This window comes from Pseudomonas sp. P106(2024) (assembly GCF_057480815.1).
Map to the genome: position 1 here is coordinate 44,993 of NZ_JBLIYU010000006.1, position 12,433 is coordinate 57,425.

8 protein-coding genes are annotated in these 12,433 nt (G+C 65.0%); 3 read left to right on the forward strand and 5 right to left on the reverse strand.

Going from position 1 to position 12,433, the window contains the following annotated elements; translation table 11 throughout:
* Positions 1–52 precede the first annotated feature (52 nt).
* The 3 genes from AC25M7_RS12065 to AC25M7_RS12075 form a co-directional block, all read right to left on the reverse strand.
* Positions 53–1,453, reverse strand: a complete 1,401-nt coding sequence (locus tag AC25M7_RS12065) for an aspartate aminotransferase family protein (RefSeq protein ID WP_028692894.1) — start codon at positions 1,451–1,453, stop codon at positions 53–55.
* Positions 1,454–1,680: 227 nt separating this feature from the next.
* Positions 1,681–3,003 (reverse strand): ATP-binding protein, encoded by a 1,323-nt coding sequence (locus AC25M7_RS12070; protein WP_062362479.1) that lies wholly within the window; start codon positions 3,001–3,003, stop codon positions 1,681–1,683.
* Positions 3,000–3,683 carry a response regulator gene (locus AC25M7_RS12075; RefSeq protein ID WP_028692892.1) on the reverse strand — a complete coding sequence of 228 codons (684 nt, stop codon included), beginning with the start codon at positions 3,681–3,683 and terminating at the stop codon, positions 3,000–3,002. The genes AC25M7_RS12070 and AC25M7_RS12075 overlap by 4 nt, the downstream gene beginning before the upstream one ends.
* Positions 3,684–3,880: 197 nt before the next feature.
* Here AC25M7_RS12075 and dsbD point away from each other — a divergent pair, with 197 nt between their 5' ends.
* From dsbD to dsbG, 3 genes are read left to right on the forward strand one after another with little or no spacing between them, the layout of a single operon-like run.
* A complete protein-coding gene (dsbD, locus tag AC25M7_RS12080) occupies positions 3,881–5,599 on the forward strand; it encodes a protein-disulfide reductase DsbD (RefSeq protein ID WP_486971101.1) in 1,719 nt (572 codons plus the stop codon).
* Complete coding sequence (locus AC25M7_RS12085; RefSeq protein WP_028692890.1) at positions 5,599–6,429, forward strand: TlpA family protein disulfide reductase; 831 nt, start codon at positions 5,599–5,601, stop codon at positions 6,427–6,429. The genes dsbD and AC25M7_RS12085 overlap by 1 nt, the downstream gene beginning before the upstream one ends.
* Position 6,430: 1 nt before the next feature.
* On the forward strand, positions 6,431–7,189 hold the full coding sequence (gene dsbG / locus AC25M7_RS12090; RefSeq protein WP_236180388.1) for a thiol:disulfide interchange protein DsbG: 759 nt from the start codon (positions 6,431–6,433) through the stop codon (positions 7,187–7,189).
* Positions 7,190–7,333: 144 nt separating this feature from the next.
* Here the strand turns inward: dsbG and AC25M7_RS12095 are convergent, their stop codons facing one another.
* On the reverse strand, positions 7,334–7,711 hold the full coding sequence (locus tag AC25M7_RS12095; RefSeq protein WP_062362489.1) for a hypothetical protein: 378 nt from the start codon (positions 7,709–7,711) through the stop codon (positions 7,334–7,336).
* Positions 7,708–12,351: an RHS repeat-associated core domain-containing protein gene (locus tag AC25M7_RS12100; RefSeq protein WP_486971102.1), complete on the reverse strand. Its 4,644-nt coding sequence runs from the start codon at positions 12,349–12,351 to the stop codon at positions 7,708–7,710. The genes AC25M7_RS12095 and AC25M7_RS12100 overlap by 4 nt, the downstream gene beginning before the upstream one ends.
* Between the last annotated feature and the right edge of the window lie 82 nt (positions 12,352–12,433).

The following is a 12,433-nucleotide window of genomic DNA, read 5'->3' on the forward strand; positions in this document are numbered from 1 at the left end:
GCCCTTCGGCCAGGGCGATCTCCTGCAGGGAATTTCGCCTGGATTCGAACACTCAGCCAGCTGATACCGCCGCCGCGACGGCCTCGGCAAACCTTGCCGCCACCTCGTCGATCTGCTCGGCACTGATGATCAGCGGCGGCAGGAAGCGCACCACCGCACCATGGCGGCCGCCCAGCTCGAGGATCAGGCCACGGCGCAGGCATTCGCGCTGCACCTTCGGCGCCAGCTTGCGGCAGGCCGGCGGATGGCCTTGGACGTCGCGCTTGCCCGCCGGATCCACCAGTTCCACGCCCAGCATCAGGCCACGGCCACGGATATCGCCAAGCTGCGGATAGTCCTGCTGCAACCGTTGCAGGTGCCCGCGCAGACGCTGGCCCATGGCCTCGGCGTGCTCGCACAGGCGGTGCTCCACCAGGTACTTCATCACCGCCGAGCCCGCGGCCATGGCCATCTGGTTACCACGGAAGGTACCGGCATGGGCACCCGGCGACCACTGGTCGAGCCAGTCGCGATAGACCATCACGGCCAACGGCAGGCTGCCGCCAATAGCCTTGGACAGGGTGACCACGTCGGGCACGATGCCGGCGTGCTCGAAGGCGAACATCTTGCCGGTACGGGCGAAACCGCTCTGGATCTCGTCGACGATCAACGCCACCCCGGCCTGCTCGGTGATCCGGCGCAACCCGCGCAACCACTCGATATCGGCGGGGATCACCCCCCCCTCGCCCTGCACAACCTCAACGATCACTGCCGCCGGCAGCGCAACGCCGGCCTCCGGATCGCACAGCAGGTTTTCCAGGTAGTGCAGGTTGGCGCGCACGCCCGCCTCGCCGCCGAGGCCGAACGGGCAGCGGTAGTCATAGGGATAAGGCAGGAACTGCACGCCATTGTTCAGCAACGCGCCGAGCGGCTTTTTCGGCCCCAGGCTGCCCATCAGGCTCAGCGCGCCCTGGGTCATGCCATGGTAGGCCCCCTGGAACGCCAGCACGGTGCTGCGCCCGGTGACCGTGCGCACCAGCTTGAGCGCAGCCTCGACCGCATCGGTACCGGTCGGGCCGCAGAACTGGATCTTCGCTTCCCGGCGCAGGCCCTCGGGCAGCAGGGCGAACAGGTCCTGGACGAACTGATCCTTGACCGGCGTGGTCAGGTCCAGGGTGTGCAGCGGCAGTTCGTCGGCCAGCACACGCTGGATCGCGTCGATCACCACCGGATGGTTGTGACCCAGGGCCAGGGTGCCGGCACCTGCGAGGCAATCGATGAACTGGCGGCCCTCGACGTCCTCGACGTACAGGCCACGGGCACGCTTGAGCGCCAGGGGGATGCGCCGGGGGTAGCTGCGGGCGTTGGATTCCTGCTGCTGCTGGCGCAGCAGCAAGGGCGAATCCTCGAATTCGTACAGGGCACGCGGCGCAGTGGCCGGCAGTACCTGGGCAAGACTGGAAGCGGTCGACATCGGAAAAACCCTCGCAAGCAAGCGAATGTGCCCGCCACGCGCCCTGTAACCGGATGTGTGTCGGGTTCTTATCGCTTGAAAAACGCTTCAGCGAGGTGCGGATTTAGCGGTTGTCATGGGATTTGTCGTAGATGTGCGGCCTCTGTCGCGGAGCAAGCCCGCTCCCACGGGCTCATGACCAAGCTGCTTGGGAGCGGGCTTGCCCCACGATGGGTACAGCGCCGAACTCAACTTCCTGAACGCGCCGGCACCTGCAGGCTCACCCGCAAACCATCGGCCCGGCTGTCGAACCGCAGGCTGCCAGCGCAGCGCTGGACGATGGCCTGGACGATCGCCAGCCCCAGCCCGCAACCTCCGCTCTGGCCGTTGCGCCAGAAACGTTCGGTCAGGTGTTCGAGATCTTCCTGGGCAATCCCCGGCCCATGATCGCGCACCAGGAAGTCCACCTGCCCGTCCTGCGCCTGTACCTCCAGCTCCACGGCGGCGTCGCCGCCATGGCGCAGGGCGTTGTCCAGCAAGTTGCGCAGCGCCGCCACCGCCAACGGCGCCGGCATGCTCAGGTAGACCTTGGCCGCCGCTTCGGGCAGGCGCAGGTGAATGCGCCGGTTGTCGCCGCCACCAGCATCCTCGATGGCCTGTCGGGCAACCTGCTCGGCGCTGCACTGCACGCCATCGTCGAACGACAGGCTGCCCTCGACCCGCGCCAGCATCAGCAGTTGCTCCAGCGTGCGGTGCATGCGATCGGTACCCTGCTCGGCATGCTCCAACGCCTGCTCACGCACGGCACCGTCGGTCATGCGCGCCACCTGCAGATGGGTCTTGATGGCGGTCAGCGGGCTGCGCAGCTCATGGGCGGCGTCGTCAGTCAGACGGCGTTCGCGCTCGATGGTCTGGGCGATGCGCAGGAACAGCTGGTTCTGGGTATCGAGCAGCGGTTGCAGCTCGCTGGGCAGGCCGGCCACCTGCAACGGCTCGACGCTGTCGGCGCGGCGCCTGCGCAAGGCATCACGCATGCGATTGAGCGGCGCCAGCCCCTTGCCCAGGCCGATCCACAATAGCCCCAGGCTGCCCAGCAAGGCCATCAGCACAGGCGCCGAGGCCGCCAGCAGGATTGACTGGTTCAGCGCCTCGCGCTCCTGGTGGCGGTCGGCGGTGGTGATGCGCACATCGCCATGGTTGTAGGTGAAGGTACGCCAGGAGGCGCCATCGATGGTCTGGTCACGGAAGCCGCTGCGCTCGTCGTCCATGGCGCCGTCGTGCTTGTGGTTGCTGGCGAGGATCTCGCCGCGCAGCGAGCTGACCTGACAGGCCATGCCGTCCGGCACGCTGAACTGGTCGGCGGAAAAATGCGCATCCTGGCCCTTGGCAGTCAACGGTTGCGGCAACTGGTCGATCAGCCCCGCGACCATGCGCGCCGACGCGACTAGCCGCTGGTCGAGGGAAAACATCATCTGCTGGCGCAGGTCGCGCAGCATCCAGGCCGCCGCCAGCGCCCAGATGACGATGAACACACTGCCGAGAATCAGTGAAAGGCGAACCCGCAGGCTCATGACACACGCTCCTCCGGCGCCTGGGCCGGCCCCAGACGGTAGCCAAGGCCGCGTACGGTCTCGACGATGCTGTTGCCCAGTTTGCGCCGCAGGTGGTGGATATGCACGTTCAGCGCGTTGCTTTCGACCTCGTCGCTAAAACCGTAGACGCAGTCCTTGAGTTGCTCGCTGGACAGCACGCGCCCCGGGTTCTGCAGCAATGCCTGCAGCAGCGCCTGCTCGCGGCGCGACAGGTCCACCGCCTGGCCGCCCAAGGTCGCCGCGCAACTGCTGGGGTCGTAGCGCAGCGGGCCGTGCTCGATGACGTTCACCGCCCGCCCGGCGACGCGGCGCAGCAGGGTATGCAGGCGAGCGGCCAGTTCGCGCAGGTCGAAGGGCTTGAGCAGGTAGTCGTCGGCGCCGGCCTGCAGGCCGTCGACCCGGTCGGTGACCGCGTCGCGGGCGGTGAGCACCAGCACTGGCAGGGTCTCGCCCTGCTGGCGCAGGCGGCGCAACAGCTTGAGGCCGTCCTCGTCGGGCAGCCCCAGGTCGAGGATCATCACATCAAACTTCGCGGTTCCGAGCATCTGCCGGGCCTGCGAGGCGCTGGCCACCCGGTCCACGGTCAGGCCCTGGGCCGAGAGGCCGGCGCAGATGCCGCTGGCGATCAGGTCATCGTCCTCGCAGAGCAGAACATGCATATGGGGTCTCCTGGGTGGGGAAGCTGGCATTGCACAGGGTGGCGATTAAGGGGGGATTATGAACGGGTTTGGAGGACTTCGTCGGGCTGATAGCATCGGGACAGACAAGGCTGTCGCCGATCCTAAGACCAACTTAACCTTCAGTTAATAACCCAAGGCCAGCATGGCCCTCTTCAAAGCTCTGCCAAGGCGTAGACATGCGTGTTCTCCTGCTCTTCCTGACATTCCTGCTCGCCGGCCCCCTCCAGGCCAACCCCTTTGCGGTCAAGCCGGACTTCCTGCCGGTCAACGAAGCCTTCGTCCTGACCCACGATCGCCTGGAAAACGGCCAGATGCGCCTGCATTTCCAGATCAAGGACGGTTACTACCTTTACCAAAAACGCCTGAAGTTCGACGGACTGCCCCCTGAGCAGCACCCCGTGCTGCCCCAGGCCGAGAACCACCACGACGAGTTCTTCGGCGACAGCGCAGTCTATCGCTCCGAGCTGGAACTGCTGCTGCCGGCCGGCGCCGGCGGTGAACTGCGCCTGGGCTGGCAAGGCTGCGCCGACGCTGGCCTGTGCTACCCGCCGCAGACCACGCCGATCGCTCTCGGCGGTAGCGCCACGCCAGTCGCCGCTGCCGATCAGGCCAGCGACCAGGCGCTGGCCGGTACCCTGCAACAGGACAGCCTGGCCTGGAGCCTGCTGGCGTTCTTCGGCTTGGGCCTGCTGCTGGCCTTCACCCCCTGCTCGCTGCCGATGCTGCCAATCCTTGCCGGGCTGGTCCTGGGCAACGGCGCCAGCGCCCGGCGCGGCTGGTGGCTGACCGGTATCTATGTGCTGAGCATGGCGCTGGTCTACGCCGCCCTGGGCGTGATCGCCGCGCTGCTGGGCGCAAGCCTGCAGGCCTGGTTGCAACAGCCCTGGCTGCTGGGCAGCCTGGCCGGCCTGTTCGTGCTCCTGGCCCTGCCGATGTTCGGCGCCTTCGAACTGCAGTTGCCGGCCGCCCTGCGTGACCGCCTGGACCGAGCCGGACAAGGCACCCGTGGCGGCAACCTCTACGGTGCGGCATTGCTGGGCGCGTTGTCGGGCCTGCTGCTGGGACCTTGCATGACCGCGCCACTGGCCGGCGCGTTGTTGTTCATCGCCCAGAGCGGCGATGTGCTGCAAGGCGCGCTGGTGCTGTTCAGCCTCGGGCTGGGCATGGGCGTGCCATTGCTGTTGCTGGTCACCCTGGGCAACCGCTACCTGCCACGCCCGGGTGCCTGGATGAACCTGGTCAAGGGCTTGTTCGGCTTCGTGTTCCTGGCCATGGCCCTGTACACCGTGCGTGGCCTGCTGGCGGAAACGCTGGTGCTGGCCCTGGCCGGCGCCTGGCTGATCGCCCTGGGCTGGGCCGCCTGGCCGGCCCTGCAACGCCTGCCCGCCTTGCGCGCCATTCCTCTGCTCGGCGCCCTGTGGGGTGGCCTGCTGCTGGTGGGCGCCGCAGCCGGGGGCAACGACCTGTGGCAACCTCTGCAGCCCTTCGCCGGCAAGGGCACGGCAGCAGCCCCGGCCAACGCCCACGACGCCTTCGTCACCGTGAGCGCGCCGGCCGACCTGCAACGTGAGCTCGACGCCGCCAAGGCCCGTGGCCAGTGGGTGCTGGTGGACTACTATGCCGACTGGTGCGTGTCGTGCAAGGTCATGGAAAAGCAGGTGTTCGGCCGTGGCGATGTCCAGGCTAGCCTGGCCGGCATGCACCTGCTGCGCCTGGATGTGACCGCCGATTCCCCGGCCAGTCGCGAACTGCTGCAGCGCTTCCAGGTACCAGGCCCGCCCAGCCTGATCTGGATTGGCCCGGAAGGCGACGAGCGCCGTGCCCGACGCATCACCGGCGAGATCGACGCCACCGGTTTCCTGCAACACTGGGCCCAGACCAGGAGCCAAGGCTGATGCTGACCGTCACCCTCGGTCCACTGACCATGGCCCTTAACCACCTGCTGCTGCTCGCGGCGCTGGGCATCGCCAGCCTGGTCGGCTGGCGGGTGGCCAGGCACGGCGGCGAGAATCCGGAGTCGGCGCTGTTCAATTTGTTCCTGCTGGGATTGCTGTTCGCTCGCCTGGGCTTCGTCCTGGCCTACTGGCCGATGTACCGCGACGACCCGCTGCAGGTCATCGACATCCGCGACGGCGGCTTCCTGCTCTGGGGCGGCCTGCTGGGCATCGTCCTCGGCACCCTGTGGCAGGGCTGGCGGCGCCCCGGCCTGCGCCGGCCACTGGGCTGGGCGTTGTTCAGCGGCGCGCTGTTCTGGGGGCTGTCCAGCCTGGCCAGCCACCTGTACAGCAAGGGCACCGAGCTGCCGGACCTGAGCCTGCGCGACAGCCGCGGGCAGGTGGTGGCCCTGCACAGCTACCGCGGGCGACCGCTGGTGATCAACATCTGGGCCACCTGGTGCCCGCCCTGCCGGCGCGAAATGCCGGTATTGCAACAGGCCGAGGACGACTACCCCCACGTGACCTTCCTGTTCGTCAACCAGGGAGAAACCCCGGAGAACGTCAGCACTTTCATGGCCACCACCGGCCTGACCCTGTCCCACGTACTGTTTGACGGCACTGGCGAACTGGCCCGCAAGGTCGGCTCCATGGCCCTGCCCACCACCCTGTTCTACAACGCCGAAGGGCGGCTGGTCGGCAGCCACTTGGGCGAGCTGTCGCGCGCCAGCCTGCGCCACGCCCTGGAACCCTTCGAACGCGCCGATGCGCCCGCCCCACAAGGAAACTGACATGCGATTGAATGCGCTGCTGCCCCTGACCTTCACCCTGCTCGCCGCGCCCCTGCTGCACGCCGAAGAGCTACCCAAGCCGATCCAGCAACTGCAGGCCAAGGGCGCCGTGATCAAGGGCAGCTTCGACGCCCCCAATGGCCTGCGCGGCTATGCCGCCGAGTACCACAACAACGGCATCGCCCTATACCTGACGCCCGACGGCAAGCACGTGCTGGTGGGCAGCCTGTTCGACGAGCAGGGCAAGGACCTCAGTGCCGAGCCACTGGAAAAGCTGGTGTACGCACCGATGAGCAAGGCGGTCTGGGCGAAGATGGAAAAGACCGCCTGGATCCAGGACGGCAAGGTGGACGCACCCCGTACCGTCTACCTGTTCAGCGACCCCAACTGCCCCTACTGCAACATGTTCTGGCAACAGGCCCGGCCCTGGGTCGAGTCGGGCAAGGTGCAGTTGCGCCACATCATGGTCGGCATCATCCGCGAGGACAGCCCGGGCAAGTCCGCCGCGCTGCTCGCCGCCAAGGACCCTTCCAAAGCCTTGCAGGAACACGAGAAAGCCGGCAAGGCCAGCACGCTCAAGGCGCTGGACAAGGTGCCGGAGACGGTTCAGAAGAAGCTCGAGGCGAATCTGGCGCTGATGGAAGAACTGGGCCTGGCCGCGACCCCGGCGATCTTCTACCAGGATGAGCAAGGGCAGTTGCAGAGCCAGCAAGGGGCGCCGCGGCCGGAGATGCTGGGGAAAATACTCGGCAAACGTTGAGGCCAGAACGCTGAGGGATACCCGATCAGCAAAGCCCGTGAAGCTGGAAGGGACGCCACGAACCCTTCCAGCCCTTCAGAACCAACACACCGACCTGCATTTTTGCCCTGCCCGCCCCCAAGGGCGTCACCCTAGCAAGACCGGTCATTCGACAAACTCAAAGCTTTCCTCTGCCAGGCCGTGATCCTTCCTGTATTGATCGTCCCAGTCAAAGTAGCCGTCCGGCTCTTCGGCGCTGACGCCTCTCTGCCAGTATTGCTCTCCATGCGCCAATTCCATGGCCCAGTGATATTCCGACTCATGGGCACGTACAACAGCGGCCATATAGCCACCCAGCGCATTGTTCACCAAAGGCGAAGAGAACAGCAGCGACTCCGCTTCCGACTCTGACTTCCCTGCATAGCGGACCAAAACAGCTTTTATAACTTCCAGCCAAGTATGAAAGTTGAAGACCAGGCGCTCACCCGGCTGCTCTTCATTGATCAATACAATGTGGTCAACAACCTTGCTCTTATCCATCATAACTGACAACCCTTTACCTTGAAGCGGTCGAACAACGCCGCTGCTTTCTTGGAGAAAATTGCAAACTGGCTTCCCTTGCTGATGGGCTTTGCCTTGCCTCTTTTCACGGCTTGAGGATTCGCCACCATCGGACCACGCACACCATCATGCCCATGCTCGAGCTCCCCTTTACGCCCCTTGGTGACGTACTCCGCCCACTCACCATTGGCGGAGTCAAACACTTTGACATCCAACTTGGCGAGCTCGGCATTGGGAATATCAAACTGTGTGATCGTTGGATGGTTGCGCGCGTTAGCCCATTCCACCGCCTGCGCTTTATCCGTTGTCACATAGAACCCGCCCTTGCCGGCGGGGTTGAAGTCCAGCCCTGGCCGACCTTTTGAAGGGTCGATGGCACCTTGAATATCTCCGGCATGGTAGAAGGTTGTCACCCCCTCTATTGCCGACAAGCCCAACGGGTCAATCCAGGTGAGGGGGTTGGGGGCATACCGATAAAGGTTGGTGCCACCCAGCAACCCAAGGGGATCGGGTTGGGTAAACCGACCGATATCGGGGTCATAGTACCTGAACGTGTTGAAGTGCAGGCCTGTCTCCCGGTCCAGGTACTGCCCCTGCAAACGCAGGTTCTGCTGGCTGGCCTGTGTCGGCGCATGCCATTCCTGGCGGCTGTTGCCCCATACCTGGAAGTCGCTGTGCCAGACGCTGGCGCCACGCTCATCGGTCAGTTGCTCTGGCAGACCTGCCGAGTTGGTATGGAAGTGCAAGACCTGCTCATTGCCAGCTGCGCCATCCACCCTGGCCAGGGGCTCATGACCGGCGCCGCCGGTATACAAATAGAGGCTCGGTTTGCCGTCCTGCACTTCCTCCAACAATCGCAGGCCTTGCCAAAGGAACAGGGTACGGCTGTGCGGCGCCTCGTGCTCGTCACGGTAGACGCGCTTCTCGACGCGCCGACCTAATCCATCGTAGGTAAACTCGACCCGCTCTCGCAGCGGCCCGCGCTGCTGCCTGACACGCACCAGTCGATGCTCGGCGTCGTACTCGAAGCGCTGGATCAGACGGCTGCCAATGCGCTTTTCACTGAGCCGGCCAAATCGATCATAACGGTAGCGCCGGTCCTGGAACACTTTCACCCGGTCGTGCCGGACTCGGTCGTTGACTTGCCCCCCTTCGAGCAGGTTGCCGGCCGGATCGTAGCCAAAGTGCTCGACCGCTGAGCGCTGTGGATCGGGCATCTGTCGTGACGCGGCATGGATACGCCCGGTAGGTCCATACCCGTAGCCAGCACGCCCCTGGTAACTGCCTCGCCCACCGGCACCGATCTGAAAACGCCCGATCAGGTGCTCCAGGTCCACGTCCAACCCACTCCCTGAACGTTGGGTCTGAGTCAGTACCTCGCCGACCAGGTTGTCACCCGCATCGTACTGATAGTCCTTTTGCAACAGGGGCAGGCTGCCCAACGTAGCGTCACGGTACTCCACGGCCTTGCGCACCACGCGCCGAGCGCTGTCGAAGCGGGTCCTGGTCTGCAGCGCGCCTTGGCTGCGCAGTACCTCACCATGCAACGCGTCCCGCTCGAAATCGCTGATCACCCGACCGTCAAGGTTGATCTGGTGCAAATGCCCGCTGCCGTAGCGCAGATAGTTGATACGGCGTGCGTCGGGCAGCGTCAGGGTTTGCAGGTTGCCCAGGGGATCGTAGGCGTAACCCAGCTGTCCCGCGCCATGACTTTCGCTGAGCAAGCGGCCCATGGCGTCGTAGGTAAACGCCAACTGTTGGCCCTGCCCGCCGCGCGGCGTGAAACAGATCGCCAACAGGTTGTCAGCGGCATCGTAGCGGTAGGTCGTTTCGCCGTCGTCGGTGCGTTTGAGAACCAAGCGGCCGACGGCGTCGTGTTGATGATGATGGACCTGAGCCAGCGCTTCTGGCTCCGCGGGGCTGCCAGGGAACGCGGGCTCCGCTACGCCGCACGGATGCACGGTACGCTGGATGACATTACCCATCGCGTCGTGACGCAGCGTGCAGCCACCACCGTCGAGATTGCGCTGGCTGCTCAGACGATCCAACGCATCCCATTCAAAACGATAGTGCTCGCCGTTTTCATTCTCCAACTGCTGCAAGCGGCCATAGGCATCCCAGCCCAAGCGCACGGTACGCCCCAGCGCATCGGTACGCTGCAGCAATCGACCGCTACCGTCGTACTGCCATTGCGTGATGCGCTGTGCTGGGTCGACATGGCGGGCCAACTGCCCCGCCGCATCGATCTGGTAGTGCTCGACCCTGCCGTCAGCCAACTCGCGCTGCAACAGGCGACCACGGCTGTCGAAGCGATAGCGCGTGGTGCCACCCTCGGCGTTGCGCACCTCACTTAGGTGCCCGCGCCAATCGTAGCGATAGTGGGTCTGTTGAGCAGAGCAGTCACGCGCACAGATCAGTTGGCCGCGATCATTCCAATTGAACGAACGCTCCTTGCCTATGGCGTCGACACTACGCACCATACGCCCCTGACGATCGTGGTCGTAACGTGTCAGTTGCCCGAGTGGATCGACTTCGGACAACAGGTTGCCCCGAGCATCATAGGTATAACGACGCTCATGCCCTGCTCCATCGACGATACGGGTGGGCAAGGCCCAATGTTCGGTGTAGCCGATGCTTTCACGACGCCCCAACGGGTCGGCAGTGGCAACCACGCGCCCGAGCGCATCGTAGCTATAGGACCACTCGCCACCTTGTGGATCGAGGGTGCGTCGCAACAGGCCATCGACATAGTCGTGCCGCCAGCGATATCCCAGCGCATCGATGTAGGTGTGTACCTCGTTCAGCGCGCCCCAGTGATAGTGTTCCTCACGCCCCAGGCCATCGATGACCTGGGTATGGCCCTGCTCCAGGTCATAGATGAAGCGATAGTCCTCGCCGTCGCTGCCCCAGTGCCGAACCACGCGCCATTCATGCTCAGGCTGTGGCTCCAACAGCGCAGGCATGGCGTAAGGCGTGCCATCCAGACTGCACGGTTGGCGCGCCGGCGGTGGCGTGAAGCAGGCCCACTCGTAGTACCGGGTAGCCCCCATGGGCAGCGTATGGCTGGCCAGCAACCCTTGGTCGGTGTAGGTAAACTGCCTCAGCAATTGCCCTTCGGCATCGGCGACAGCCTCCAATTGCCCTGCCGAGGTGTAGCGATACTGCACCAGGCATTCGCGCTGCTCGACGGCAAAGGCCCGGCCGGACCGCAAGGATAGTCTGTGGATCTCGGCTACCCGGCGCGGTTGCCCGTCGGCATAGCACAGTTCGATGAAGATCCGGGCCGAGCTGTCGCCGAGGAACTGCAATCGGCCGCGTTCATCGTAGAACAGCTCCAGGCAATTGAGGTTGCGATCACCGACCTTGACCAGGCGCGACCGCCGACTGTCCAGTGGATCGGTATGAAACACCCGGTACAAGCCGCTGTTGATGTCCTCGACGATGGTGAAGCCGTTGTCCTGATGAAAAAACGCCAGGCCATCGAGAATGCTGACAAAGGCACTGCCGACCTGCAGACGCCCGAGCTCCAGCCTGGCGCCCTCATCATCGACGTAGATCCACAACTCGCCCCCCTCAGGGTGCGCGACACGCTCCAGGCGCACTTCGTAGGGCACACTCCAACCCATGCCGAACAGGCCATCGCTACGCCGGTCGTTACTGTCATAGCGCCGCGCCCAAGTGATCGGGACCATCGCCGCGAGTGTGAAATCCACATCCTCGGGGCCGTCCTGGAATTTGCTGCCCATCGCTGGAGCCACCGGGTTGCCCACCCCGCAGCGGCGCCCCTTGAGCATGCCCCGGCGACTGATGAGCATCCCGGCAATCAGGCCAATGATCTTCGCCGCGGCGCTCTTGCCGTCGTGGATGTCGCGCACGGTGGTGGTGCCGCCACCGATGCGCACATTGGGCGAGTAGGTCATGCCGATCGGCCCGTCGCAGGTGGTCTTGTCTCCAACCCGCGCTGCCGGCTGACCATTGATGAACACCTTGTCCGAGCCCTGGGCAACGAACTGTTCGGGCATCGGTGGGTGCTTGCTGCAGACCGCCTTGTCCTCGGGCTTGGGAATCGATCCGGGCGCGGCCGGCGTGGTCACCGGCGGGTTGAAGATGCTGTTGATCTCCTGCGCCAGGCCGATCACCGGCAACACCATCGAGGCGCCGACCATGGCGTAGGCACCGATGTTTTCGAGGATCGACGGTTCATCGGCTGGGCCCGGCGCCTCGACCGGGCCACCACTCACTCCGGCGGCGCGCGCCGCGAAGATACCGTTGATGCGGGTGTTGTGCGAACCACTGCTGATCGAGCCGTACGGCTCGGGCGGAAACAGCGAATTGCCGACCCAGTTGCTGAAGTCGCTGATATGGTCGCCAATGCTCTTGTCTTCACCGGCCGGCAGCATGGCGGCGGCACTGACCATGACCCCGGCAATCAGCGGTGTGAGCACGGCGGCGGCGCCGCCGGTACCGACCACAGCGACCACCGCGCCACCGATGGCGGCGCCGACCGCGGCGACCGCCGCCGCATAGACGGCGGCCTCGACCAAGCCACTGACCAGCTCGGCCATCAGCGGGGGATGAAGAATGAGATCGCCCATACGGGCGGCATGCAGGCTATCGTCCATGAAACCAGTGAAATCCTTGCGCAGTGTGTGCAGCGTAGCACCGGCAAGTGTGAGGATTACAGGGTGGCCATGCGCCACTTCG

Excerpts from the sequence above, each read along its gene's own strand:
- AC25M7_RS12065 (WP_028692894.1), bottom strand. The coding sequence starts at position 1,453 with ATGTCGACCGCTTCCAGTCTTGCCCAGGTACTGCCGGCCACTGCGCCG.
- AC25M7_RS12070 (WP_062362479.1), bottom strand. The coding sequence starts at position 3,003 with ATGAGCCTGCGGGTTCGCCTTTCACTGATTCTCGGCAGTGTGTTCATC.
- AC25M7_RS12075 (WP_028692892.1), bottom strand. The coding sequence starts at position 3,683 with ATGCATGTTCTGCTCTGCGAGGACGATGACCTGATCGCCAGCGGCATC.
- dsbD (WP_486971101.1), top strand. The coding sequence starts at position 3,881 with ATGCGTGTTCTCCTGCTCTTCCTGACATTCCTGCTCGCCGGCCCCCTC.
- AC25M7_RS12085 (WP_028692890.1), top strand. The coding sequence starts at position 5,599 with ATGCTGACCGTCACCCTCGGTCCACTGACCATGGCCCTTAACCACCTG.
- dsbG (WP_236180388.1), top strand. The coding sequence starts at position 6,431 with ATGCGATTGAATGCGCTGCTGCCCCTGACCTTCACCCTGCTCGCCGCG.
- AC25M7_RS12095 (WP_062362489.1), bottom strand. The coding sequence starts at position 7,711 with ATGATGGATAAGAGCAAGGTTGTTGACCACATTGTATTGATCAATGAA.
- AC25M7_RS12100 (WP_486971102.1), bottom strand. The coding sequence starts at position 12,351 with ATGGACGATAGCCTGCATGCCGCCCGTATGGGCGATCTCATTCTTCAT.